Consider the following 26,625-nt stretch of genomic DNA (forward strand, 5'->3'; position numbering starts at 1 on the left):
GGCTATATCGTTATTTTCAGAAAATTTGTGAAAAAACAATGAAAAATTGTTTCAAATAAGATTAACGAGGTTAATAATAGACATGTCCTGCAACACTCATCGCAGGACGCCACTCTGGTGAAGTGAGAGGATTGCTATAAGGAGGCAGTTTCAATATGAACGCACAAGGCAAAACTTATCAACTGAAAGCAGAGAGAAGAACGGACTTTACTCGCTCTTCCCTTCGTGAATTACGTCAGAAAGACCGGATCCCGGGCGTCGTATACGGTGCAGATATCGAGAGTACTGCATTGCATGTCGATTCAAGAGACTTCGTCAAGCTTGCACATGTTGGCCGGACAGAAGTGTTCCAACTGCAGGTGGAAGGCATGAAGCCAGTCCAAGCGCTAATCAAAGACGTTGTCAGACAAGATGGTGCTTATACGCATGTAGATTTCCAACAGGTATCTGCAAATCACCCAATACGTATTCATGTGCCAATAGAATATATCGGTACACCTGCTGGGGTCAAAAAAGGCGGTATTTTGCAGACGCAAGAAACAAGTTTGGAAATTGAGGGTCTGCCCGCAAATCTTCCTTCTGTGATTCAAGTGGATATTTCCCATTTGGGCATAGGCGGTAAGATGTTGGTGGAAGACGTGCAAATTCCAGAACATATCCATCTCTTGTCCCATAAGAATGAGCTATTGGTTTCCATTGTGACACAGCGGGGCATTGAAGAGGCAGGGGATGAAGAATCAGAAGCGGCAATAGCAGTACCGGCTTCTGTGGAAGCATAGCACTTTATTTCAATTAACTATATTATATAAACTGAATGAAGAGTCTGCCAAGTGCGAATGGACGAGCACAAAGCAGGCTCTTTTTTCATGCATACAACTGCTAATTGGCTCACATGAATCATGTCTCATCGATCCATACTAACGATAGGCGATGGGGGTGATGGATTGCGATTTGCACGAGTAATGTCCATGCTGTTGTTGATTCCATTATGCAGCAGCTGCAGGATACAAGGGATGGAACACCCAAGATATGAAGTGACAGTGACCACACAGATGAACGCTCTTCATCCAAGACAAGCAATCGATGTTGTCGCGATGCAACTGGATGATTTGAAGTCATTCCAGCATACGATGCTGAAGATGCATCAGATCCCAAGTGAACTTAATGTCAAAATGGATAAGGCTAGAATCGGCAGTATCGGGACTCTCGTTAATAAATTTCACGAACTCCCTCTTGATTACCGGCCAGATGATCTGGTTTATCCAAACGCACCCTTTATTTTTGACGAGCGGGTAGATAAGCGCAAATTGCGCAAGGAAGCAGCTCGAGCTCTGGAGCAGCTAATCGCTGGTGCTAGACAAGACGGTATTTATTTGGCAGGTGTATCTGCCTACCGATCGCATGCTGCTCAGACGGCCATATATCATAGCAATGTACGGCGTTATGGCAAGAAAAATGCGGAGTTGTATTGTGCGGAACCGGGGCATAGCGAACATAAGACAGGGCTCGCCGTAGATCTCACGCGCAGCGATGGAAGATGTGCAGCGGAAGCTTGCTTCGCGGACATGAAAGAGGCAAAATGGCTGCAGAATCATGCACATGAATATGGGTATATTGTTCGGTATCCAAAAGGAAAAGAGCACATCACAGGGTATCAATATGAGCCATGGCACATCCGTTATGTTGGGAAGAAATTGTCCGCTCTATTGACAGCACAGAGGATAACGCTTGAAGAATATTATGATTCATCTTATCCGTATTGGTCTGCTCCGGAGAACGGATAACGACGTCGATGGCAAAAGGAAAACCACCCAAGCATGCCTGGGTGGTCGCCTGGGCGCAGCTCTTAGAACAAGAAAGAACGGCTTATGATTACGAGCAAAATGAAAAGTACCAAGATAACGCCAGTGCTGGTAAAGCCAAATCCACCGAAGCCACAGCTTCCACAGCCTCTTACATCAGACATGTTCAAATCCCCTTTCGTTTGGTTATGATGTATTACCGTATAAGTGTATGAAGGAAACTGTGGAGGTGATTGGACGTTTGACGGGTTGCATCACGTCTGTTATGTAAATAAGCCATGCATTTCCTGCATGGCTTGTATGTTCTGCTAGGATTAGAAGCCTTTATATTGAGGCTCCTCCGTTTCTAATTGCTGCACTCGGTTTTCCACTTGGTCGACGATCTGCTGCGTTTGCTGAGCGGCATTCGTATATAATTGCTTTGCTTCTTGGTTCTGAGTAGCCAATGCGAAAGACTCCAAGTCAGCTTGTACACCTTTTAACGAAGCTAAGCATGTTTTCACTTGAGATCCAACTGTCATGCTGTACACCTCCCTTCCTACTCCGAACTACAGAGGATAATGTGTCCCGAAAGAGGAGCGGCCATTCCTCTAATAATTAAATTAACTCACTTCATAAAATCATGAGCATTTACAAATAATGACGTAGTGGAATGGAACTTTTTCTTATCAAGGAGGATGTATGATGCCACTTTGGCTGGAAATCACGCTTCGAACTTTGGTTGCGGTCGTTGTCTTGTTCCTGATAACGAAGATGTTAGGGAAGCGACAAGTTACTCAATTATCCGTATTTGAATACATAACCGGCATCACGATCGGAAGCCTTGCTGCGTATGTTTCCTTGGATTTGGAGGACAATTGGTATCTTGGAATTGTGTCGCTGGGTGTGTGGGCTTCAGTATCATTCGGGATCGAATTCTTGCAATTGAAGAGCAAGACGATGCGGGATTGGATTGACGGCAAATCTACAGTTCTCATCAAGAATGGTAAAATTCTTGAAGACAACTTAAAAAAGGAACGCCTGACCTCTGATGAATTGATGCTGAAGCTTCGCATGAAGGATGTATTCAAGGTAGCTGATGTGGAATTCGCGATGATGGAATCAAGTGGTGACGTAAGTGTTTTGCTCAAAAGTGAAAATATGCCCTTTACTCCAAAACATCTAGGGATTAAGGTCGCACCTGAGTATGAACCGCAAGTGGTTATTATGGACGGGCAGGTTATGGAGCAGCCGCTTGCAACGATTGGCCGCGATAAAAAGTGGCTGAGCGAGCAGCTGACTTCGCTTGGAGTAAAGGCGGTTCAGGATGTATATTTTGGCCAAGTAGATAGCTTCGGGGAGCTGTATGTTGATCTCTTCAACGATCAAATTAAAGTTACGATTCCGCAGAAGCGGGCTAATACGTTAGCAACGATGAAAAAGTGCGAAGCTGATCTGGAAATGTTCTGTCTGTCAACGGAAGATGAGAAAGCAAAACAAATGTATGGACAGTGCTCTCGCACGTTGCAGCACATTATTGAGAAGGTACGACCATTACTCATCCAATAATCGAAGGTATGCGATAAAGTGAGGTGGCTTCATGCTAGTAGGTAAGCAATCTTGGAAATTCGAGCGAGCTCCTTATATTATAGGCACTTCAGCCATCGTTGGGCCTGAGGAAGGGCAGGGGCCGCTTGCCGCTGATTATGACCTTATCCACGAACAGCTTGATATTTACGAGACGAGCTGGGAGAAGGCAGAACGCAAGCTTCTTGAACAAGCAACGAGTCTTGCGATCACGAAAGCGAACGTTAACACAAGCCATATCGAGTATTTTATCGGTGGGGACTTGATGAACCAAATTACGAGTAACAGCTTCGCGGCTCGAACGCTGTCTGTTCCCTATATTGGCGTATTCGGTGCGTGCTCAACTTCCATGGAATCACTTGCGCTTGCAGCGATGATTATTGATTCCGGGAATGCGCATTATGCTCTTGCAGGAACATGCAGTCATAACTGCACAGCGGAGAAGCAGTTCCGTTACCCTACGGAGTACGGTTCCCAGAAGCCGCCTACTGCGCAATTCACCGTAACCGGGGCCGGCGCTGCGGTATTGTGCAATCGCGGGAGTGGACCGCGGGTAACCGCCGCTACAATTGGGAAGGTCATTGACTTAGGTATAACTGATCCGTTCAACATGGGAGCGGCTATGGCCCCAGCCGCAGTGGATACCTTGCGGGCGCATTTCGCAGACACAGGGAGAGAGGCTAGCTATTACGACATGATCGTAACCGGGGATTTGTCTGCCGTGGGCCATCCTATCGCTTCAGACTTATTGAGGCAGTCCGGGGTGTCAATGGAGGGTACCGTATTCGATGATTGCGGCTTAATGATATTTGACCGCAACAAGCAAGCCGTACAAGCTGGAGGGAGCGGCTGCGGCTGCTCTGCTGTTGTCACCTATGGGCACTTGATGAAGCGGATGATTCGAGGACAATTGAAACGAATGTTAATTGTGGCCACCGGTTCACTGCTGTCGCCACTCTCATATCAACAAGGTGAGAGCATACCATGTATTGCTCATGCCGTATCCATTGAGATGGATTCGGAACGTGAGTAAGAAGATAATATCACAACAAAAAATTACTATTATGGATCTTGTATATCAAGATCCCTTTTTATGTAATAATGTATTTTGTTTTCAGACATATGGTTAATTATTCATATGTCTTCCGTAGAGGAATCAACATGTATGAAAATCCTCCCCACGACTACTCCTGTAAGAAAATCTAATAAACTACTTTACAAAACTATGTAGATAAAGTAGTATAGTGAGAAATATTGAAGTGCCTATTTATGGTAAGCGGTTTTAGGTGCAAAGAATCGTTCGGAGAACACTCGGAATTCTCGTTTTTTTGTCGCTGCTTCCATGTTTAAAATAGTGCATAAAAAAACATCACATCATTGGATTTATTCCAGAAATAGGGGGAGTTTTGTATGAAGAAGAAGTGGAGTTTGTTCTTGAGTACGCTTCTTGCTGTATCGATCGCGTTGTCTGCGTGCGGCAGCGACAAAGCGAAGGAACCAGAGAAGAATGCACAATCGAATGAGCAGGGTTCTGGCCAAGAAGAGAAGAAAGATGATGCGGCTGGAGAAGGCGAAATCGTCTCTGAGGGTGTAATTAAGGCAACGGATACTTCCAAATCTCCAGAATTGGCGAACAACCGTAAAGATATGATGATTATCGGTATTACAGCTCCGAAGGGTATTTTCAACCCGATTTACTCGGAGTCTGCATATGATGTATACGTTATGCGTTCCTTGTTCAAAGGGATGTTACAATATGACAAGGACGGTACAGTGAAGCCAGCATTGGCGGAAGAGTATCAAGTGTCTCCTGACAATTTGAAATATACGTTCAAGCTGAAGAAAGACTTGAAATTTAGCAACGGAACGCCTCTTACAGCAGAAGATGTAGCGTTTACATTTACAGTATTTCATGATAAATCCTACGACGGTCCGGCTGATATCGTGAAGGATGCACATATCAAGGGTGGACAAGACTACCGCGACGGTAAAGTATCTTCCATCGAGGGGATTAAAGTTATCGATCCATTGACGATCGAATTCACAACAACAGAAGTAAGCGCGACAGCACTATCTGCTATCGGTACACAAGAGATTATGTCCAAAGCTTACTATGGTAAGGACTATAAGCAAGGCAACCTTGGCTACATGCCTGACTTGTTCACGAAACCAGTCGGTGCTGGTCCATACAAGCTGGATAAGTTCGTAGCAGGACAAGAAGCTCAACTTACGGCGAATGAGTACTACTACTTGGGCAAGCCTAAGGTTGAGAAGCTGATCTATAAATTTACAACCGACGAAACAAACGTTCAATTGCTGCAAACAGGTGAAACGGATATGGATGCTCCAGCGGTATCCAAAGATCAAGTGGAGCAATTGAAGGAAATGGGCTTCTTGGATACTACCTTGTACCGTACAAATGGCTACGGCTACATCGCATTCAACCACAAGCTAGATAAGTTCAAGGACAAGCGTGTTCGTCAAGCGTTGACATACGGCTTGAACCGTCAAGAAATCGTGGATGCTGTATACCAAGGTTATGCAGACGTTATCGATGTTCCACAATCGAAGCAATCCTGGTCTTACACGGACGATGTAACAAAATACAACTTCGATCTGGAGAAGGCGAAGCAATTGCTTGACGAAGCTGGCTGGAAAGTCGGCGCTGACGGCAAGCGAGAGAAGAATGGCGAGAAGTTCGTCATCCACTTCACAGCATCTACGCCTAACGTAGTTAACGATGCAATCATTCCGGTTGCTCAGAAGAACTTCGGCGATCTCGGCATTGAGTTCGTCGCTGACCAAATGGAGTTCAACGCCGTTATCGACAAGAAAAAGAAGGGCGACTTCGACATGCTATTCATGGCATATGGATTGACACCAGATCCGCAATCTTCGGAGGGTGTATTCACAACGAAGGGCTTCCAGAACGAAATTGGCTACAGCAATCCGAAGATCGATGATTTGTACAAGCAGGCAGGTTCGACTCTCGATGTTGAGAAGCGTAAAGAAATCTTCCATGCAATCTATAAAGAGTTGAACGAAGATCTTCCTTTGATGTACATGTACCAACGTCGTGATATGTTCGCAACGAACGCTCGTGTTCAGGGCTTCGATATGTCGCCTTACAACGATTTCACTTATTCTCTTCCTACTATTCAAATTCAATAATCGAACATGATGATGTTCTCGGGAAGTCCAGCAATTTGCTGGACTTTCTTTTTTAATTTTGGCAAATAGACGTGCCTTCCGTTCGCTTACATGAGAAACATCTATACATTACCCGTGTCCAAATCTCTGCTTCGATATCGTTACATAATAAGAATTAAGAGAATTTTATTCTCATAGCTCATTCATGTTACAATAGTGCCTGATCACATTAGCTGTAGATAGACATATGGAGGGAATTATACGTTGAGATGGATGAAATCGCTGTTCGTCCTGTTCCTTACCTTGATGGTAATGGCAGGGTGCGGCACGACACAGATTGATAGTGAGAAGAAGGTTGCGACAGATCGCCCTTCGACAACAGTAGAGACTAACGAACTTGCCCAATCGAAGCCCCTTACAGATTTCGAGGAAGTGGCGAGTTATATACGGAAGAATCATTCTCTGCCTGATAATTTCATCACGAAAAAGGATGCAGAGAAGCTGGGCTGGAATGCGAAGGAAGGCAATCTAAATGAAGTAGCTCCAGGAAAGAGCATTGGTGGAGACATCTTCCGCAATCGAGAAGGCAAGCTGCCGAAGAAGAAGGGGCGCATTTGGTATGAAGCAGATATAAACTACTCCAAGGGGTTCCGCGGGAAGGATCGTCTTCTCTTCTCAAATGACGGGCTGATCTATAAAACAGAGGATCATTATGATACCTTCCAGCAGATGAATGGGAAGGATGGAGAGCGATGACAAGACAATTTATTGAATTGGATGGGCGACTCTTAACCTCGCTTACGATGCTGCATGATGTCCTCAGCAAGGAATTAGAGCTCCCTGAACATTATGGACGTAATCTGGATGCACTGTGGGATTGCTTGACGGAATCATCTGCACGTCCGTTAACAATTCATTGGAGCCATTATGAGGCAAGCAAAAAGCAGTTGGGAGAGTATTGCGAGCAGGTGCTGCATTTGTTCCAAGATGCAGAAGCCGAGTTGGATGGATTCAAAGTGAAGGTCACACGGTAATGTACGGCAGATAGGGAATAAAGACATCATAATGAAAATAGAAGCTATAACAGTGAACAAGCCTTTGACAATAGGGTCAAAGGCTTGTTCTTGTATAAGTCACATGTGTTTTCTTACAAGAAGATAAAATAAATGACGGCTGCCAATACGATGCGATAGATAGCAAATGGTACGAGTTTAACTCGATTAATCAGCTTCAAGAAGAAGCGGATAGAGATGAGAGCGAATAGGAATGCGCTAATGAAGCCGACGATGAAGAACGGCAGCGCATCCATGGAGAAATCCTTCCAATGCTTCAGTAGGGATAATCCGCTTGCTCCAGCCATGACAGGTACGGCCATAATGAATGTAAAATCAGCAGCCGCACGGTGACTCATCCCCAGCAGTACCCCGCCTGAGATCGTAGAGCCGGAACGGGAGAATCCTGGCCATAGGCCGAGACATTGGAACAAGCCGATGCCAAATGCTTGCTTGTACGTTACTTGATCCACGGTCTTTGCCGTTGGCTTCGCAGGGCGGAACCAGTCTGCTGCGATCATGAGCACTGCTCCGAGCACAAGGCCGATCAGCACAGTTTGGATGGAAAATAAGTATTGATCAATATACTTTTCGAACAGTAATCCAAGCACTGCTGCTGGAATTAATCCAACGAGCACTTGTGTGAGCTTCAATCTGGAATGTCCCGCTCTACCTAGCTCCGGATCAATTGGAGCGTGCTTCAACCCAAGCAGCTGGAAAAAACGATCCCAAAACACAACAACAACCGCAAGGATGGAGCCAAGCTGGATCACGACCTTGAACATATTCGCCATTTGAGGGCTAAATATCTCTTTTGAATGAAGCATAAAATCATCCACTAGAATCATATGCCCGGTCGAAGAGACCGGAGCAAACTCAGTCAGGCCTTCTACCACGCCTAAAATAAATCCAACAAACATGTCCCACCAATTCAACGATAGTCACTCTCCTATGTAAGGCCTGTAAAATAGAATGTGCAATAGCACAGATTGTATTATATAGCGATCTTGCACATTGTGGTAGTAGTAGTTTACATAATACATAGTATGTTAATAAATGATTTACAAATGAATGTGGGACAAGAATCGGTACATAAGCTGCTGAGAGATGTAAGAAGGTTTGTTGTCTTGTAAGTATTGCTAAGTTCAGAAAAACAGAAATTTCTTAATGATTTGAAGTAGTACGCGCTCAGATTTAAGTCTTGTACTTGTAGGGGAGGTCATATATGATAGCTCTATCTTACTAGGTAAATTATTCCTAAAAGTAAAAATAAAAGGATGATTAGGGGGTAGTCGAATGTGGGGAAGACGGTCAGAGTGAAACAGACGTACAAGACAAGATGGAGTACGCTTGGTATTGCCGTCATCTGTATAATGCTTGTTCTCGCAACACTATGGTCAGAGCAACCGCCGGCTCCAAAAGGAGAGAATGCACCGATAGAACAATTTTCAGCGGTTAGAGCTATGGAGCATGTGAGAGCCATCGCACAGCTGCCGCATCCATCAGGTTCGGTAGAGAATGAGAGGGTTCGGACCTATTTAGTTGAGCAAATGGAGTTATTAGGGCTACAGCCAAATGTGAACACGTATCCATGGACAGGGCAGTATAGAGGCATCTCCGAGTCGTTTGAGCTGCACAATATCATTGGAATACATAAAGGAACCAAACCAGGTAAAGCATTGATGCTGACCGCTCATTACGATTCTACACCATTTGGCCCAGGGGCTAATGACGATGCGGTTGGGGTTGCGGCACTCTTGGAGACGGCACGCATTCTACAGGCTAGTCCGCCTATGGATCGGGACATTTGGTTCGTGCTGACTGATGGTGAAGAGAAAGGGATGCTTGGTGCAGAGGCTTTCTGGTTTGACAATAAAGTTCGTGAACAGATCGGCCTTGTCGTGAATTTCGAGGCGAGAGGTTCGAGAGGTCCGTCAATCATGTTCCAAACGAGCCGAAATAATGGGCAGCTTATTTCTGAATTTGCCTCGTTCGCGGTGTCTCCAGTCAGCAGTTCTCTGTTAGGCGACTTGTATCGGACGATGCCGAATGATACGGATTTGACCGTCTCACTGAATGCTGGCATACCAGGTCTTAATTTCGCATATATCGATGGCTGGGACAAATACCATTCCGATCAAGATACGCCCGACAATGTAACACTAGCAACACTACAGCACCATGGCGAGAATGCACTTGGGGCAGCTATGCGGTTCGGAAGTATGGATTTAGAGCAAGTGAATGATTCCGATCGGGTCTATTTTAACTGGTTTACGATGCTTCTTCATTATCCTGCTTCCTGGACGATCCCGATGTCCATTCTCATTGGTATAGGGTGGCTTCTCTGTATCGTGGTGCTCTTCAGGAAGAAGGCAATTGCTTTGAAGGGAATGGCGCTCAGCTTCCTGCTTACACTAGGAAGCATCATTACATCTGTTGTGGTCGCTTACTTGGTGTTTGTAGGGATTATGTATATTGGAAGCTCAGTGGCGGGGATGCCATTGCAATCGGCTTTCATACCGGCTTTGGTCAATCTTGCTTTTGTACTGATCGCACTGCTAGTTCATCTCGTATTCACACGTCTGACTAGGCATAGGGTCAACGTCTTGGAAATGATCCTAACCGGAATGCTGTTCTACTTCCTGCTTCTAATCGTTGTGTTAGGTCTTATCCCTGGAGCAAGCTACCTATTCCTGCTCCCGCTTCTTATTCACTGCATCGTCATCGGGTGTACACTGCATAAGCGAAATCCGGTTATGGTCTTGCAGCGGCCATGGGTGAGCCTTGTATTCGCGCTTGCTCCATTGACGCTGACAACAAGTTTATTTCATCTGTTATATACAGGGATGCCGCTTCAGATTACGGTATTCACCACTGTACTGTGCGTGTTAATCTTCACCCTGCTGCAGCCGCTTATGACGAGCCTAACCATGGTTCGGGGAAGCCGTTCCGTGAGAATTGTGGATAGTAAATAGGTAAAACAGAGCCCATGTATGCATCATGGGCTCTGTTCGTGTATTATTCGGTTTGCTTGGAGTCGCGACAGTGCCATAATAGCTTCATTACATCAACCCGCTCATACAAGCACCATTTCTCCCATTGTTTGATTGCGCCTTCTAATCCTCCGACCTGCGGATGCACTGTTGTAATTGCACGGTTGAAGCGGGAACTGAATGGAATGAACGAGAGCGGTGAACCGGCGGTAATATGAATTTGGTTCCACCTTTTGTGGGTAGCAGTAGTTGTAACATCCGTATCGATATCCATTTCAAATACCGTAAAGGAGTGTATATCTCCCTGCTTGCTGAGCATAGACATCGCTGGTGCGGTAATTTCGTTCATACTGTGCGTATAGTTTTGTATAGCGTCAGGCTGTACCGAGATATATTCAACATAGAATGCACATTCTGGCGGCAAGTTCGACTCAGCTCCGATTACACAGCTAGGGATAAGATGAGCCGATACGATTCGGCTGTGTGAGCGGAGCTGTTCAGTCATGCAAGGATCGATATCCTTTACATACGTCCGTTCCAGAGCCGTAAAATCCGCAGCACTCATGTCCGGAGGAAGCTTATAAATGATAAGATTGCTCCATTGCGTTTTGTTCGTTCGTCCTTGTACAACGAGAGAGGTGCGGAATCCCCATGCCTCTAACAAATCTCCATGCGAAATCATGTGCTGTAGAAGAGCTTCGTATCGTCGTTCCCAATCCGGAATTGCATTTGTCTGTACCGTTCGTAAAACGTACTTCGCTTGATGCTTTGTCATTGGTTCTGGGGAAGGAAATTCGATACGATTGCGATTTGCAGGTGTAATCCGAAAGCTTCTACGTATCCAGTGTATAGATGCACAAGCAAAAATAATGACGAGGAGCATTACCGTTCCCAAAGTTGTCATGATGATTGTAATCATAAGTTGTAGTCCTCTCTATTGTTCATTCACAACCCTAATGAAGTTGCTTGCTTTGTTTTTCTCCCAGGCACTCTTCGAGCGAAAGTGAAGAATTTTATTGATCAACGTACATCACAATTTGTAGCTACAACATCTAATTGTAGCGAACCTTTAAGCTAACAACCTCAATCGCAGGAAGGATATCGATTCCATCTGACGATGTAATCTTACGCGGGCAAGAAAGAAGATGTTCATGATGCTTATGGAAAATAGTGAACAGAACAGAGTGGCTAGTCAACGGTTCGGTCATGAGCTGGATATCGAATGACAGTGCTGTGGATAGACAACGTATGTTCTTCCATACTTGCTGTTACAACCTGTGAAAATACTGGTATTATAAAGGATGTGCATGTTTGTTTTTAGTGGAAATGATAGATTCGGGAGGATATCTGATTGGAAGGGTTAGTAAAGTTGGAGCAGGTGACAAAGAGCTATGATCGTCGTGTCATCCTGCAACATGTAGAATTGTCTATCGGGGCGCATGAAGCAGTATCGATTACAGGAAAGAATGGTTCGGGGAAAAGTACGCTACTCCGCTTAATTGCCGGACTAGCCAAGCCGACGAGCGGGATGATTCATCGTCAAGGAGGCAGCAAGCAGCGTATTGGCTTCGTTCCTGATCGACTGCCGAAGCTGCGGCTTACACCGGAAGAGTACCTATTTTCCATGGGTGGTATGCAAGGGATGAGCAAGGAAGCCATATCTGCACGGCTGGATGAATTGCTTGCCTTGTTCAAAATGGAAGATGCAGCTGCACGAAGAATGAATACTTTCTCCAAAGGGATGCTGCAAAAGGTAAACCTCATGCAAGCTGTACTGAATAAGCCTGATATATTGCTGCTGGACGAGCCTCTATCCGGATTGGATACGGACTCACAGCGAGAGCTTATTCGTCTGCTCAGACATATGAAGCAGCAAGGCATTGCAATGGTAATGTCATGTCATGAGGCATCTTTGGTCGAGCAGCTGGCGGATCGATGCGTAAGCATTCACCGTGGATCTATTGCAATTACAGAGGTTCGTCCGCTCGAGGAAGATATGCGGATTGAGGTGATGGTACCGACATCTCTGTCTATAAGTGATGATATCGGTCAAATCGAAGGGATTCTCAGTTATGAAGAACATAATGCGACCGCAGGCAGTTGCATCTTACACTCGCGACGACAAGATACGGATCATGTGCTGATGGAGCTGCTAATGCGGAAATGTTCAATTGTATCCGTTCAAGCAAGTGCCGCCCATGGATATACTGGTTCAAATTATGCGCAGCAGCCTTCTCGACAGGAGGGACGCGAATATGCTTAAAGCAACCATATGGTACTTGCTGCGCAACTACAGTCGATCGTATCGCTACATACCGCCGTTATTCACGTTCTTGATTAGTTTGGGCTTGTTCTATACGTATTCACCGAATCCGATTATGGGCAGCTTCTCATTCACGACGATGCTGATTTATATCATGGCAGCATGGTTCAGCTACAGCTTCCTGAAGACGGAGCACTCGGTTCAGGAAGAACTGACAATCTTGCATGTGAAGAGCCGAGCACTCTATTTGATCGGGCTTATTTGTTCGGTTGCGCTTATCATGTGTTTCATTGTTGTGGTTGCAATTGTTTACCCAATCCTGTTCGATAAATTTGACGAGCCTATTCGGTTCGAGCATCTCATTGTCGGGCTGTTCACGCACCTCAGCTCCGCACTCCTCGGAATTGCGATATCGCTGTACTTCGCGAAACGGGTGGAGCGTGCTAGCTATGCAATTGGCGGGATACTGCTTATTCTTGCACTGTCCTTCTGTCAAGGAGCACTTATCGCAAAAGCAGGCATAGCAGGTGTGCTTCTATCATGGGTATTTCCGCCTGCCTATCATACGATGAATATGCTGCTGAACTATAGCAGTTATACGATGACATCAACTGTTGGTACGATCGGGTTATCTATTGGATATGCGGTGCTACTGATGATTCTGCTCATTCAAGTGCTGAAGCGGGTTGAAGAGTAGTCTGCAGATCATGGGCGCAATTATATGGAGGTACATCATATAAACGAGAGACTCTTACGAAGCGAGGAGTAATATATGGGGAAAATCAAAATCAGCTAAGGGCTATCGCTTGTTTATTACTTTATTTTCTTTGATAAGGAGAATCGCCATGACTGATAACGGTAGGTTACAGATGCGCTCTATGCAAAGTCTGAACTATGAACAACGGCGGTTGTTTGTATAGAGCTGAAGCCTGAATGAAATAGATACCGCCATGACTTCAAATGAAGTTATGAAGTTGATAGCTTAGACTTTGCTCTCTTCACAGTACATTTCTGTAAGGAGTAGAGCGAAGATGAAATATGTAAATGCAGATCGAGTATTACCCAAGACATTGATTCAAGAGATTCAAAAATATATCCAAGGCGGACTGCTGTATGTCCCTGCGCCGAAGTCGCAGCATAAGAAATGGGGCGAACAATCGGGAAGCAGGAAGATGTTGAACAGGCGGAACACGGCTATTCGTCATTCCTTTGCAGCGGGCTCAACGGTAGATGAGCTTGCAGAGCAATATTGCTTATCCTCGGACAGCATTAAGAAGATTGTATATACAAAATCATAGTGATTTGGATGTAAAGACTGCATCAGAGGGATCTGGTGCAGTCTTTTTTATTAGCAACATGTTGCAGCTTCTTGCAGCGTGTTTGTAATGTTTGTTTTAAATGATTTTTTCCCTATGTTGCTTGGAGTGCACCTACTACAATAAAGGCTGTAAGAGCAGCTTATGAATGTGTCGACCGAGAAATACTTCGATAAGAACATCCAAGCTTCGATACGAACTTCATGTGGCAAAGTGCTCGAATATGCTCAATATTGGAGTGGAGAAAAATGATTTCATTCTTTCAATTCGACACGAACGAAGAGAAACATGTGCTGCTGGCACGGGCGAGAAATGTGGCGCTAAATGCTATTCAGAAGTATGACATCGCATGGAAAAAAATCCAATTCATACAGTTGTCGGATACGATTACGTATAAGATTGAAGCGACTTCTCAAGAATGTTATCTACTGCGTATTCACTCGGATCGGTGCAGTCGAGATGAGATTGCTTCCGAACTCGCCTTTCTTCAGATATTGCATCATTCGAAGGAGCTGACAGTGCCGACTGGGGTGGCGAGCAGGGATGGATCCTATGTAATTGAAGTGGAAACGGAAATGGGTTATTGCAGGCCCTATGTCACGTTGATGAGATGGGTAGAAGGGGAGCATGCTATGGCATTAACGGATAGCCAAGCGTATCGAACCGGTACGATGATGGCACGACTCCATGAGGAGGCTGCACATTATGTTCCTTCCTCTGATTTCACACGTCCCGCCTGGGGCATTGACAGTTTTAGGAAGGAGTTCAAGAAGCTCGAACGATATTACCCTCGATTTTTAGCCAAGCAAGGTTGGGATCTCTATCAAGCAGCGGCCGATAAGGTTATTGCTCAAGTTGCCGGGATGGAACGAAATGCTGATACATATGGTCTGATTCATGCTGATTTGCATACAGGGAATGTTGTATATACCGGGGAAGAGCCACGTCCGATTGATTTTGGTCGGTGCGGTTATGGTTATTATCTTTATGATATGGCGGGTGCACTATTAGGACTTGGTGTAAAGCAGCGCAAGCAGTTTATTGCAGGATATGAAAATGTGAAAAAGCTGTCCAGCGGCTATATTCAGCAGGTGGAGTGTTTTTTTATCATGTTTATGATCGAGAACTACTGTCATCATGCTGCAAATCCGGAAGAGACGGAAAATCTGAAATCCGAACAGGTATTTGCACAAACGTATTTGCATGCCTTTTTGCAAGATTCGTCGTTTTTATTCCGCCGAGTTGATCCGGTTCAAATAGGAAGTCCAGTGAACCCAGTGAACATCACTTCTCATTAGAACGTGCAAGGGGAATGCGCAGCGAGATATTATTCTCTCTTGCATTCCCCATATGTACGAGTACGATTGTTGTATTATTGTTTGCAGTGCGAGCTTACGAACTGTTGGACAAAATACTTAGGATGAAGTGACTCGCCCGTTGCACGTTTCAATAGATCATTCCATGTCCATGTCGCGCCAGGTAAGAAAACTTGCTCCTTTACATAAGTTCCAGCTTCTAGAGAGAACAAGTCTCGCGAAATGTTCGTCATGATATAATGATGCAGTTGGGAAGCGGTCAGTTCACCTAATATATAGCTTTGATAGCTTACGGGAGCGAGCGTGAAATGCATCTTGGCAGCCCAGTCCGGATGTCGGGTATCCTCTGGCGCTTGCAAGTGCTGGATCTCTTCTACGAGCTGCCACCAACGTTCATTCACATTGGTATGCGGACGCTCATACAACTCGCGCTCGAACTTCACAAATGTAATATACCATCTCATACTTACCAGCATATCGCGTTGAAGAGTATCGAGCAGGGCAGAGGCATGGGATGAAAAGGCGGTGGGTTCCGGATTGATGAAGCGGGTAATCCAATCCTGATCCTTTGTCATTCGGCCAAAGAGCATCGCAATCGCTTCGGTAGTAAGCGTATGGGCAGGCTTGCGTAGAAGGAAAGGCAGCGCTGCGTCAATATTTTTCTCATATGCCGCATGACCGAACTCGTGCAGCATCACACTCATCCAAAATTCGCTCGGATTCATGCTCATCATGACGCGTGGTTCGCCCGTACGTCCCATATCCGTGCAATACCCATATGGATATTTCTTATCGCGCGGATATAGGTCACTGCGTGCGATTACATCTGTGATATTGAGCCCCATGCTTTGAAACGTCTCTGCTGTAATGGCTTCCATCCTTTCATTTTGTAAATACTCAGCCATACTCCATTCACTGACGGCAGGCGTACTTTGAAAGAACGGATCTGAATAATGCCACGGCCTAAGCTGCGATACCGTAATACGAAACTTTTGAGCTAGTTCCTCGTCAATTTGCTGCTTCACGAGCCGATACGGTTCTTCACTCTGGACAAGCAGCTCATCGATTAAGGCAAATACGACGTCAAGATCGAGATCCTGCGCGCTATATTGCATCTGATAATAATTGTCGTAACCAAGTGTGCGAGCCTCTTCATTGCGCTGCTGGATAAGCTGCAGTGCGCGATCGCAGACCTGCTTGCCGATTTGCTTGCTAGCGAGCCATGCCTGCTTGCGTTCTTCCGGATCAAGACTCGTTTCCAGAATCGTGCGAATATCATTATTCGATACATGCTGGTTCTGTATGGTAGGACGGTAGGAATTGAAAATGTCCACTAGTTCCTTCGTCATGCGAGTAGAGCGTTCAGCCAGCTGCGGATCTAACTGTTGATTGATCATAAAGTGGTGAAGCTCTGTAAGCTGACGTTGTTGTAATGATGTAAGCTGCTTATTCTCTAGGTGCTTCGTAATGAGGGCGAACCGCTCTGTATCTGATAAATAACGCTTCCATTCATTTTGAGCAACCTCCAACGCATCATTCCATGATTCCTCACCTGTAGAAGTTACCATCCATCCTGCTTGACCAATCTTTACGCTTAGCTCCTTAAGAATCTTGTTCTCATGCTGCAAAAAAGACTCCACATCCATGACATCCATATGAATTCTCCTCTCCATAACACTACTTGCACAATGTGTAATTTTATAGTTATTACCATACCAAAATAATGTAATTTGGGATTCTTGATTTATGGCATTAATCGTACAATTATGTAGGTATGTTGATGTTTTAGCTAGGTAAATCAGGGGAATTAATAGAAAGGGCAGCGCCAATTTTCGGTTACTTGTAGGTAACAAGGTTACTTCTAGGTTACTAGAACACTTCAAAGTGCGTACTTCCTTTTCGAATTCGTGTAAGCCATAATGCATGTATCGGTTTATATTGATATTCGCCGATCACATGATGTGAACGGGTGGCCGATCATGAAGAAGACTTAGGAGGAACGTGAAATGGCAGCGAATTTACAAGATAGAGTGACATTGCATAATGGAGTGAAAATGCCGTGGTTCGGACTTGGCGTGTTCAAGGTGAATGACGGTTCCGAAGTTGTCGATTCCGTTGCGGCAGCAATCAAGAATGGATACCGCAGTATTGATACTGCAGCTATATATGGAAATGAAGAAGGTGTAGGACAAGGAATCCAAATCGGATTGAAAGAAGCGGGTATCGCGAGAGAAGACTTGTTCATCACTTCGAAAGTGTGGAATGCGGACTTGGGTTATGAAGCTACGCTTGCAGCCTATGATGAAAGCCTGAAGAAGCTCGGTCTCAAATATTTGGATTTGTATCTGATTCATTGGCCGGTAGAAGGTAAGATTAAAGACGCATGGAGAGCGTTGGAGACCCTTTATAAAGCTGGCCGCGTGAAAGCAATTGGGGTGAGCAACTTCCACATTCATCATTTGCAAGATTTAATGAAGGATGCAGAAATCAAACCAATGATCGACCAAGTCGAATTCCATCCACGCTTGACACAGCAAGAGCTGCGCGAATATTGCATGGAGCAAGGCATTCAGTTTGAGGCATGGTCTCCGCTAATGCAAGGACAACTGCTTGATCAACCTGAATTGCAAGAAATTGCTAGCAAACACGGGAAATCGGTTGCGCAAGTAATCTTGCGCTGGGATCTGCAGCATGGCGTCATTACCATTCCGAAATCGATTAAAGAACATCGGATTGTTGAGAATGCCTCCATTTTCGATTTTGAATTGACACCAGAAGAGATGGAGCGCATTGACGGATTGAATCAACATCATCGTGTTGGCCCAGATCCTGACAATTTCGACTTCTAAATTGAATAACGAAGGGCTGCCCAAGTCACTAATGTGACAAGGGGCAGCCTTTTTACGTTTATTGAACGGTCATCATGCATCATCTATGGACAAATGAAAACGAACATGAGAAAATAAGTCCCTGATATTGAGAATCATTATTAATTAAACAATCGTGGTTAACGAATGATAGGAGTAGGAGGAAAGTAGTGAAAGAGGATATACACAACGCCTTTTTACATAAGACCTTGTTGGAAATCAAACAAATGGAGCAGGTTGAGATTCACGATGGTAGTCGATGGGCGAAACAAGAGCTTATATCTCATATGTTACTGTATGTGGTGAATGGTAAGGGAAAATTGTACATGAACGACGGATGTAATGCCGCCGAGCTGCTGCCGAATACTGTTTTTCTTTTGCCGGTCGGAACCGTTCTTGCAGCTGAATGCGCCGCGGAACATGGACTGCACCTCTATAAAATTGAGTTCGACATCTATCGCGCAATGGAATGGAGCGATAAGAGAAGAGTATATGAGAAGGAGTTGACTTTGCCTGTTAGCGGGGAAATACGGGTCGAGCAGCATCATCGCATTAGACGCTTGATTCGATTATTATGCAAGGACAGCCCCTCTATAACGCGTTTGGCTCATTTTTCCCCTTATCAGCCTTATCTACATGATTTATTAAGCGTCATATTTGACAACAGGATGTCCACGATATTAGAGAGCACCGACAATTTGCTGGATTACACGATTGAGTATATCCAGCAGGCATTTTCCACGAATATTACCTTGGCCAAGCTAGCAGATCAGGCTGGTATGAATCCTTCTTATTTCTCTCAACTATTCAAACGGAAAATGAAGAAGAGTCCAATCGAGTATTTGACCGATCTGCGCATGAATCAGGCAAAGAAGCAATTGCTGCAGCCAAACGGTAAAATACGCGACATTGCCCAAGATGTCGGATACAAGGATGAGTTTTATTTCAGCAGGCGATTTAAGACATACAGCGGAATCGCACCAACCGCATATATGAAGCAGCAGCATATACATATCGTGTCACTCTCTCAGCCATACACAGACCATCTTTTAACACTGGGCGTGAAGCCATTAGCCATACATATCGATAAAGAAGCGCCAATGATGTCTATGCCAGTCTATGATCGAATGTGGGAACGATATCGAGAAACGTTATTGATGAACAAGCCCGATATGATTTTGTGCAAGGATCACATTTCCCAGCAAATGAACAGGTATTTTGGGGATATCGCTCCCATTGTAACGATTCCTTGGAAGCGTTTAGACGTGTTCGGACACATGCGCGAGATTGCCCGTCTTGTGGGTAAAGAAAATGAAGCTTATGAATGGATAGCACGTCACGAAGAACGAGTCGAGCGCGACCAAAAAAAAGTAAAAGCAATGATCGGGGAAGGTACGGTTGGGCTGCTTACATTTGTCGATCATAAAGTAAAACTATATGGCGCGCGCAACATTGGACATGTGTTTTATCGATCTTTGAATTTATCACCACCTGAACAAATTCGAAGAGAAATAGATAAGCACTTGCCTGGAACGGTCTTTAATTGGATGTCTGCGACCACAGTAAATTTATCTGATTGCGATACGGACTATTTGTTCCTTGTAACGAAGTCTGGAGAGTGGGAGAGAGATTCCATAAAAGAGTTACAGCAGAGCGAAGGGTGGCGCAGTCTCCCTGCCGTGAAGTTTGGTAATGTGCATGTGTTGGATTGGGACAAATGGATGATGTATTCTCCACGGTCAATTGAAAGTCAACTCAGCGAGGCCGTAAGTCTGCTCATGGCTGCAAAATAAAAATTATACAAATAGATATCTAAAGATATGGCATGGATTAATGGATAGAGTTCGATCATAATAATGATTATCATTTTCATTTAAACAACATATAAAGGGGTTTTGGCATCATGATTACACGTCATCGCATGAAGATACTTACTTGTATCTGCACATTACTCGTAATGATTACTGCAGCATGCAGCGGGCAAGTGCCCTCAAATAAACAGAGTGAATCGGGGAAATCATTGCAGGTTCAAACGGCCACTTCCGATACGAAGCCGCCAGCTGATATTGCAGGAGCAGACAAACGGATTGCGGTATTATCTATTCCTTTTACGAGCGATTTGCTTGCTTTAGGAATTACCCCGATAGGAGCGGTCACGCAAAAAGGTAAAGAGTTTCTCCCACATGTAGCTGATCTCTTGCCACATACGCAAAATTTAGGGAATTCCCAAGATCCCAACCTTGAAGCGCTCGTGAACGTGGAACCAGACCTTATCATCGCGCAGGAAGAGCTGATAAAGGGCAAGGATGAACTTGAGAAGATTGCGCCGACAATTGTGCTTAATTTCAAGCAATCGACCTGGCAAGAACAGTTGCAGCAACTCGGTAAGGCGTTAGGCAAAGAAATGGAGGCCGAAGCGTTCATTGCCGATTATAAGCAAAAAGCTGCTATAGCAAAAGAATCTATCAAGCAAGTGCTTGGTGACGAGACGGTGTTAGTACTGCGCGTCATGAAAAAAGAGCTTCGAGTATACGGATTAGATCGCAATTATGGCTCATTGCTTTATCAAGACTTGGGGATTAAACCCGCCAAGGGCTTAGAAAGCATAGGCCGAGGAAAGGAAGGGCCGCAATCCATCTCCAGCGAGCTGCTGCCGGATTTCGATCCCGATCACATTCTGCTTGAGGTATCTGCTGACAAGGCTGCGCAGCAGCTGTTCAAAGAGTTGGAGGATAGCTCCATCTGGAAACATCTAAAGGCGGTTAAAAACGGAAATGTTCATGCGATTGAACAGCAGCCATGGTTAGATTACTCGGCTCTTGGCCAGCTTAAATCGTTGGATGAGGCGGTAAATCTATTTACGCGCAAATAGGAGACGGCGTCTAGCGAAAAATAAGGGGCTACCATTACATCATCAAGGATGACGGATGGAAGCCCCTTACTCGTATGACCATTACTATTGAATGACCCCACATGCAATGCGATCACCTGAGTTGCCTGACGGATCAGTCTTATAATCATCAGGCTGTGCATGAATGATTAACGCTGTACCGCCTGACTTCAACAGCGAATTCGGCTTATCCTTCTCCAGTGTGACCATCTCGGTTGTGAAGGTGGCTTGCGCTTTGCCGTCTTCTCCTACCTCAAGATTCGGCAAATCTCCACTATGGTAGCCCTTCGGATTCTCAAAGCCATGCTCCTTATGAGTCGGGTTCAAGTGGGCCTCAGCGGTCTTGAAATCAGGGGTATCACAACGGCCTACCGCGTGAAAGTGTATGCCATGCTTACCTGGTGACAGACCTTGGACATCGATCGCCATTTGAACCTTATTGCCGACTTGAGTTAGCTGTGCCGTACCGATGGAATCCCCTTTCGTGTTAATGATATTTACGTTTACACTGGGAGACTTCACTCCGGCCATTGTTTCCTTAGCTACACATGCGCTAAGCAGCAGACAGCTTGTCAGCAGGCATGCGAATACGAATTTCTTCATGTTGACCTCCTTGAGTTATATCGTGTCGGTAACAGTGTTCACCTATTTTTCAGAAAGAAAACCGTCTTTCTTCAATTTGCTTATGGTTAAGGGAATAACATTCACAGATATGGTATGCTTGTACAAAAAGAATCTAGACAGGGCGTTAGCATGGTGCATGATGTTCGAATTAGCATGAGGCGCATGCTGATGGAAGAAAGCCTAAAGGTAGGGTTGAGCATGATTCAGGTGAAAGGTGCAATTGACGCGAATACGAGATGCTGTCATTATCATTCAGAGGTGGACGTAATTGCGATTAAGTTCAAATGCTGTGGTACGTATTATGGCTGCTATTATTGTCATGAGGAGGCAGAGGATCACGAGCCTATGGTATGGCCAATAGCGGAATGGGGTACGAAGGCGATTTTATGTGGCAATTGCCATACGGAGCTCACGATTCATGAGTATCTTAGTTGTAACTATGAGTGCCCGATATGTCGAACCTCATTTAACCCAGGATGCAAGAACCACGATCATTTGTATTTTGAACAAGAGAAGGTAACGGCGGTTGTGAGTAAAGGCTAGAGAAGCAGACGGAAAATATACTTTCTTACTATGGAATACACAAAAGATGACTTCTGAATGGATCAGAGGTCATCTTTTTTTGTGGGATCTAGCCTATGGCTAGGAATGTGCAGTTGTTTGTGGTCATTAAGACATGCTTAATGTTGTGTATAATACGCATTATATGCACCCAATTTTCATTATAATACACATTTAAACCGTTGATTACGGAAATAAAATCGAATATAGTGTGTATTATATATTGAAATTCCATTTATTATGACGTAATATATGAGTTGAGCAAAGGAGGTTCAAACGATATATGCTGAAACGACTCGGTGTGAGTGGTACAGGAAGAATCGGCAGATTAGTTATTCGCAGTCTGTTCATGAATGGAAACGGTGCATCACTTGGCCTTATTAATTCTACCTGTGCACCTGATCAATTGGCGCATCTCTTGAAGTATGATTCGATTCACGGTCGCTGGGAGGAAGATATTAAGGCGGGAGATCAATGCCTTATCATTCGGGGACATCGGATTCCGTTAGTAAGCGAACGCAACCCAGAACTGCTGCCATGGAGAGAGCACGGAATTGATGTTGTCGTTGATGCAACAGGGAAGTTTAAGAGTCGTTCAGAAGCATCCCTGCATCTGCAAGCGGGAGCGAAGCGGGTTGTCGTGACAGCCCCAGGTAAGGATCTGGATTGTACTATCGTAATGGGCGTGAACGAGCACGCATATGATCCGCAGGAGCATACACTTATTTCTACTGCTTCCTGCACAACAAATTGTCTAGCTCCGCTTCTTCATGTACTTGATCAGGAATTTGGCTTGGGCTACGGTTGGATGACGACGGTTCATGCGTATACGAATGATCAGAAGCATCTGGATAATGCACATTCGGACTGGAGAAGAGGCCGTGCTTGCGGCAGCTCCATTATTCCAACTTCAACAGGAGTTGGCAAAGCCTTGAAGGATATTCTGCCCCATCTGGCGGAGCGGGTTCAGGGTCTGTCCTTGCGAGTTCCCGTGCAAAATGTATCCTTAGTCGACCTTACTGCTCATTTGCACTGTGAAGTTACGAAGGAAGACATCGTCCGTGCATTTACAAATGCGATTAAGGAAGGCATGGGGCATTATGTAGAATACAACGAGGAGCCGCTTGTCTCCTCCGATTATATTGGCAACAACAAATCTGCAATTATTGATGGGTTATCAATTCAAACATCAGGGTATCAGGTGAAGCTGCTGGCATGGTATGACAATGAATGGGCATACGCATGCCGTGTAACGGATTTCGTCAAGTATATGTTCGTCCAATCCGAGGAGGTAGAACAATCATGCGGAACCAAATCGATGAGCTCATTGATCAGTATGTAAAAGAGAACGACTTGGGCACAATCATTTGCCGATATTGTGATGACATTATTGATACACTGCCTACGAATGGCGTGAAGACGAAATATATGGTGTGTGACAAAGAAGCGTGCCGCGAGCAAGAGGGGAGTGCTACGGCTTGATAAGTGTGCGCGTGAATTCGTTCCGAAATGGTGGCAAAGAGGATGCTGAGCTGCTGGGCGGCAAAGGTGCTAATTTGGCTGAAATGACGAAGGCGGGACTCCCAGTCCCGCCAGGCTTCACCATAACGACAGAAATGTGCAGACAGTATTACAGCAATGGATGCCGACTTCCCGAGGGATTAATGGATGAAGTAATGCGTGCAATGGTGGAACTGGAAAGAGTGCAGCAGCGCCGATTCGGCAGTGCTGAATGCCCGCTGCTTGTATCGGTTCGATCAGGCGCTGTGACATCAATGCCTGGAATGATGGATACGATACTCAATCTTGGGCTTACAGATCAGACAGTAGAAGGATTGGCTAAGCTCACGCAAAATCGCAGATTCGCTTATGACTGTTATCGCCGCTTCATTCAAATGTATGGCTCTGTTGTCTATAATATCGAGGCTGTCCATTTCGAACGCATACTTCAGCAAGAAAAGCTGCTCGCTGGGTGCACCGAGGATCAACAGCTTACGGAAGAATCGCTGTGTTCTCTTGTTCAGAAGTTCAAGCAGCTCATTGAAGTGCGCTCGGAACGCCTATTCCCCCAGGATGTGATGCAGCAGCTTCAAGAAGCAGTTGAGGCTGTATTTCTGTCTTGGTCGAGTCCAAGAGCGAAGGTATATCGGAAGGTGCATCACATCCCACACGATCAGGGTACTGCTGTCAATATACAGTCGATGGTATTCGGAAATATGGGGGAGACAAGTGGAACAGGCGTGTTGTTTACACGCAACCCATCAACAGGAGAACCCGACTTATTTGGTGAATACCTCATGAACGCGCAGGGTGAAGATGTAGTTGGTGGTACAAGGACGCCAGTTTCTATCTCGCAGCTCGAAGTAACGATGCCACATGCCTATGAGGAGCTGGCTTTATGCGCTAAGCAGTTAGAGCTTCAATATCGGGATATGCAGGATATTGAGTTTACGATCGAGAACGGGAAGTTGTATTTGCTCCAGACCCGCAATGCCAAACGCAATGCTAGAGCTGCCCTGCAAGTTGCAGCCGATCTAGTGAAGGAAGGCCTGATTAGCAAGGAAGAGGCCGTAATGAGAATTGATGTGCAGCACCTGAATCATATGCTTCATCGTTCGCTTCATACAGCTGCGGGCTATCGTGCAATCGCGACTGGGCTTCCTGCTTCACCAGGCGCGGCATGTGGGCAAGCGGTGTTCGACGCCGACACAGCAGATGAGTGGAAGCGACTAGGGAAGTCGGTTATTCTCCTTCGGATGGAGACAACACCGGAAGATATCCATGGTATTGTTGCCGCAGAAGGAATCGTAACACTGCGTGGCGGTATGACCAGTCATGCTGCCGTTGTAGCTCGGGGGATGGGTAAGCCGTGTGTGTGCGGCTGTGAAGCGCTGCAGATTGATGAGGAGCAGCGTCAGCTGATCGCCGAGGGGAATGTCCTTCGAGAGGGAGATTGGATTACGATTGATGGGGGCAGTGGACAGGTAATACCGGGGAAAATAGAGCTTCAAGATGCCAATGTATCACCCGAGATGCTGCTCATCTTGCAATGGGCGGATGAGATTCGTGCGATGAAGGTACTCGCGAATGCGGATTCACCAGCTGATGCCCGCAAAGCAAGAGAATTCGGTGCGGAAGGTATCGGCCTGTGCAGAACAGAGCACATGTTCCTGTCACCGGCAAGAGTGCCTATCGTACAGCAAATGATTATGGCAGATAAGGATATCGATCGTCAGCTGGCATTGAATCGGCTTTTGCCAATGCAGCGTGCAGACTTCGAAGATATGTTCCGTGAGATGAACGGATTGCCGGTTACCATTCGCCTGCTCGATCCCCCGCTGCATGAATTCCTCCCGAATCTTGAGGAGCTTACAGAGCGATTGGATGCACTTCGCTCCTCGGGCCAAGAAGAACGTGAGCAGGAATATGAGCGCAAGGAGCTTGAACGGATGATCCGCCGAGTTCGGGATCTGGAAGAAACGAATCCAATGCTCGGACAGCGTGGCTGTAGACTTGGAATTATGTTCCCCGAAATTTATGAGATGCAGGTAGAAGCAATATTCCAAGCTGTGCTGCGTTGTCTTCGTGATGGTGTTGCAGTTCAGCCCCAGATTATGATCCCACTTGTCGGTCACGTTAATGAACTGCAATTCCTGCGTAACATTGTCGATCTCGTGGCGGAACAGGTATTGGGTGAAGAGAGACGTAATTGCATGTATAAGGTAGGAACGATGATCGAAGTGCCTCGCGCGGCATTAACAGCAGGCGAAATTGCTCGTTCTGCGGATTTCTTCTCCTTCGGTACGAATGATCTGACGCAAATGACATTTGGATATAGTCGAGATGACGCGGAGGGGAAGTTCCTAACGCATTACGTGGAAAATAAGCTGCTTCCTCATAACCCATTTCAAGTGCTGGATACGGAAGGTGTTGGCAAGCTGATTGAGATGGCGGTTAATCAAGGCCGCTCCGTAAACCCGACGCTCACGACCAGCATTTGTGGGGAGCATGGTGGCGACTATGAATCCATTATGTTCTGTCATCAGATCGGCTTGGATTATGTTAGCTGCTCTCCGTATCGGCTTCCAGTCGCCCGTATTGCAGCGGCACAGGCGCAGATCCGTCTGGGAGGCGCATTAAGGCGACAAACAGAATCACATGCAGGAGAACGACCAGTAGATCAATCATCACAAGAAGCAGCGGTATGATTAGCTTGACCTTATAA

Annotated in this window: 25 protein-coding genes; 19 read left to right on the forward strand and 6 right to left on the reverse strand. The window is 45.6% G+C overall.

The features are described 5' to 3' along the window. Positions 1–155 precede the first annotated feature (155 nt). Complete coding sequence (locus ABN764_RS03170) at positions 156–779, forward strand: 50S ribosomal protein L25 (RefSeq protein WP_446670866.1); 624 nt, start codon at positions 156–158, stop codon at positions 777–779. Positions 780–1,013: 234 nt separating this feature from the next. Next, positions 1,014–1,784, forward strand: coding sequence for a M15 family metallopeptidase (locus ABN764_RS03175; RefSeq protein ID WP_446670867.1), 771 nt, complete (start codon positions 1,014–1,016; stop codon positions 1,782–1,784). A 62-nt stretch (positions 1,785–1,846) separates the two neighbouring features. Here ABN764_RS03175 and ABN764_RS03180 read toward each other — a convergent pair whose 3' ends face one another. Continuing rightward, positions 1,847–1,966, reverse strand: a complete 120-nt coding sequence (locus tag ABN764_RS03180) for a sporulation protein YjcZ (protein WP_194483580.1) — start codon at positions 1,964–1,966, stop codon at positions 1,847–1,849. A gap of 150 nt (positions 1,967–2,116) precedes the next feature. After that, on the reverse strand, positions 2,117–2,323 hold the full coding sequence (locus tag ABN764_RS03185) for a DUF1657 domain-containing protein (RefSeq protein WP_065292053.1): 207 nt from the start codon (positions 2,321–2,323) through the stop codon (positions 2,117–2,119). A 163-nt stretch (positions 2,324–2,486) separates the two neighbouring features. On the opposite strand from ABN764_RS03185, the gene ABN764_RS03190 reads away from it, so the two are divergent. The 5 genes from ABN764_RS03190 to ABN764_RS03210 all read left to right on the forward strand — a co-directional run bounded on the left by ABN764_RS03190 (position 2,487) and on the right by ABN764_RS03210 (position 7,552). Further along, positions 2,487–3,350 (forward strand): DUF421 domain-containing protein, encoded by an 864-nt coding sequence (locus tag ABN764_RS03190; protein WP_021253803.1) that lies wholly within the window; start codon positions 2,487–2,489, stop codon positions 3,348–3,350. Positions 3,351–3,381: 31 nt separating this feature from the next. Then, the gene (spoVAD, locus tag ABN764_RS03195) at positions 3,382–4,401 is read left to right on the forward strand and encodes a stage V sporulation protein AD (protein ID WP_072730831.1); all 1,020 of its coding nucleotides are present in this window, start codon (positions 3,382–3,384) and stop codon (positions 4,399–4,401) included. A gap of 377 nt (positions 4,402–4,778) precedes the next feature. After that, positions 4,779–6,539, forward strand: coding sequence for an ABC transporter substrate-binding protein (locus ABN764_RS03200; RefSeq protein WP_446670868.1), 1,761 nt, complete (start codon positions 4,779–4,781; stop codon positions 6,537–6,539). A 243-nt stretch (positions 6,540–6,782) separates the two neighbouring features. Continuing rightward, the gene (locus tag ABN764_RS03205) at positions 6,783–7,274 is read left to right on the forward strand and encodes a ribonuclease domain-containing protein (protein ID WP_446670869.1); all 492 of its coding nucleotides are present in this window, start codon (positions 6,783–6,785) and stop codon (positions 7,272–7,274) included. Continuing rightward, a complete protein-coding gene (locus tag ABN764_RS03210; RefSeq protein WP_446670870.1) occupies positions 7,271–7,552 on the forward strand; it encodes a barstar family protein in 282 nt (93 codons plus the stop codon). The genes ABN764_RS03205 and ABN764_RS03210 overlap by 4 nt, the downstream gene beginning before the upstream one ends. 113 nt (positions 7,553–7,665) lie before the next feature. Here ABN764_RS03210 and ABN764_RS03215 read toward each other — a convergent pair whose 3' ends face one another. Continuing rightward, a complete protein-coding gene (locus ABN764_RS03215) occupies positions 7,666–8,490 on the reverse strand; it encodes an undecaprenyl-diphosphate phosphatase (protein ID WP_446670903.1) in 825 nt (274 codons plus the stop codon). 378 nt (positions 8,491–8,868) lie between these two features. Here ABN764_RS03215 and ABN764_RS03220 point away from each other — a divergent pair, with 378 nt between their 5' ends. Next, positions 8,869–10,545: a M28 family peptidase gene (locus ABN764_RS03220; RefSeq protein ID WP_446670871.1), complete on the forward strand. Its 1,677-nt coding sequence runs from the start codon at positions 8,869–8,871 to the stop codon at positions 10,543–10,545. Between the two features lie 43 nt (positions 10,546–10,588). Here the strand turns inward: ABN764_RS03220 and ABN764_RS03225 are convergent, their stop codons facing one another. After that, positions 10,589–11,482: a hypothetical protein gene (locus tag ABN764_RS03225; RefSeq protein ID WP_446670872.1), complete on the reverse strand. Its 894-nt coding sequence runs from the start codon at positions 11,480–11,482 to the stop codon at positions 10,589–10,591. Between the two features lie 432 nt (positions 11,483–11,914). On the opposite strand from ABN764_RS03225, the gene ABN764_RS03230 reads away from it, so the two are divergent. The 4 genes from ABN764_RS03230 to ABN764_RS03245 all read left to right on the forward strand — a co-directional run bounded on the left by ABN764_RS03230 (position 11,915) and on the right by ABN764_RS03245 (position 15,440). Further along, complete coding sequence (locus ABN764_RS03230) at positions 11,915–12,826, forward strand: ABC transporter ATP-binding protein (protein WP_446670873.1); 912 nt, start codon at positions 11,915–11,917, stop codon at positions 12,824–12,826. Further along, complete coding sequence (locus tag ABN764_RS03235) at positions 12,819–13,523, forward strand: hypothetical protein (protein WP_446670874.1); 705 nt, start codon at positions 12,819–12,821, stop codon at positions 13,521–13,523. Before ABN764_RS03230 ends, ABN764_RS03235 begins: the two co-directional genes overlap by 8 nt. A 334-nt stretch (positions 13,524–13,857) precedes the next feature. After that, positions 13,858–14,124: a CD3324 family protein gene (locus ABN764_RS03240; RefSeq protein WP_268623513.1), complete on the forward strand. Its 267-nt coding sequence runs from the start codon at positions 13,858–13,860 to the stop codon at positions 14,122–14,124. A gap of 266 nt (positions 14,125–14,390) precedes the next feature. Beyond that, entirely contained in the window at positions 14,391–15,440 is a 1,050-nt protein-coding gene (locus ABN764_RS03245) for a phosphotransferase enzyme family protein (RefSeq protein WP_446670875.1), read from the forward strand. 74 nt (positions 15,441–15,514) lie between these two features. Here ABN764_RS03245 and ABN764_RS03250 read toward each other — a convergent pair whose 3' ends face one another. After that, positions 15,515–17,113, reverse strand: coding sequence for a M3 family metallopeptidase (locus ABN764_RS03250; protein WP_446670876.1), 1,599 nt, complete (start codon positions 17,111–17,113; stop codon positions 15,515–15,517). Positions 17,114–17,464: 351 nt separating this feature from the next. On the opposite strand from ABN764_RS03250, the gene pgoN reads away from it, so the two are divergent. From pgoN to ABN764_RS03265, 3 genes are all read left to right on the forward strand, one after another. Then, complete coding sequence (gene pgoN / locus ABN764_RS03255; protein ID WP_446670877.1) at positions 17,465–18,307, forward strand: glyoxal/methylglyoxal reductase; 843 nt, start codon at positions 17,465–17,467, stop codon at positions 18,305–18,307. A gap of 188 nt (positions 18,308–18,495) precedes the next feature. Continuing rightward, the gene (locus tag ABN764_RS03260; RefSeq protein WP_446670878.1) at positions 18,496–20,118 is read left to right on the forward strand and encodes a helix-turn-helix domain-containing protein; all 1,623 of its coding nucleotides are present in this window, start codon (positions 18,496–18,498) and stop codon (positions 20,116–20,118) included. A gap of 110 nt (positions 20,119–20,228) precedes the next feature. Then, positions 20,229–21,197 carry an ABC transporter substrate-binding protein gene (locus ABN764_RS03265; RefSeq protein WP_268623518.1) on the forward strand — a complete coding sequence of 323 codons (969 nt, stop codon included), beginning with the start codon at positions 20,229–20,231 and terminating at the stop codon, positions 21,195–21,197. A gap of 84 nt (positions 21,198–21,281) precedes the next feature. Here the strand turns inward: ABN764_RS03265 and ABN764_RS03270 are convergent, their stop codons facing one another. Beyond that, positions 21,282–21,818: a superoxide dismutase family protein gene (locus ABN764_RS03270; RefSeq protein ID WP_268623519.1), complete on the reverse strand. Its 537-nt coding sequence runs from the start codon at positions 21,816–21,818 to the stop codon at positions 21,282–21,284. A gap of 219 nt (positions 21,819–22,037) precedes the next feature. On the opposite strand from ABN764_RS03270, the gene ABN764_RS03275 reads away from it, so the two are divergent. The 4 genes from ABN764_RS03275 to ppdK all read left to right on the forward strand — a co-directional run bounded on the left by ABN764_RS03275 (position 22,038) and on the right by ppdK (position 26,608). Then, positions 22,038–22,382: a CHY zinc finger protein gene (locus tag ABN764_RS03275; protein ID WP_446670904.1), complete on the forward strand. Its 345-nt coding sequence runs from the start codon at positions 22,038–22,040 to the stop codon at positions 22,380–22,382. Positions 22,383–22,683: 301 nt separating this feature from the next. Beyond that, positions 22,684–23,742, forward strand: a complete 1,059-nt coding sequence (gap, locus tag ABN764_RS03280; RefSeq protein ID WP_021253778.1) for a type I glyceraldehyde-3-phosphate dehydrogenase — start codon at positions 22,684–22,686, stop codon at positions 23,740–23,742. Beyond that, positions 23,703–23,882 (forward strand): GapA-binding peptide SR1P, encoded by a 180-nt coding sequence (locus ABN764_RS03285; protein ID WP_021253777.1) that lies wholly within the window; start codon positions 23,703–23,705, stop codon positions 23,880–23,882. The genes gap and ABN764_RS03285 overlap by 40 nt, the downstream gene beginning before the upstream one ends. Beyond that, entirely contained in the window at positions 23,879–26,608 is a 2,730-nt protein-coding gene (gene ppdK / locus ABN764_RS03290) for a pyruvate, phosphate dikinase (RefSeq protein WP_446670879.1), read from the forward strand. The genes ABN764_RS03285 and ppdK overlap by 4 nt, the downstream gene beginning before the upstream one ends. Positions 26,609–26,625 lie beyond the last annotated feature (17 nt).

This window comes from Paenibacillus wuxiensis (assembly GCF_040195695.1).
Lineage (GTDB): Bacteria > Bacillota > Bacilli > Paenibacillales > Paenibacillaceae > Paenibacillus_B > Paenibacillus_B suaedae.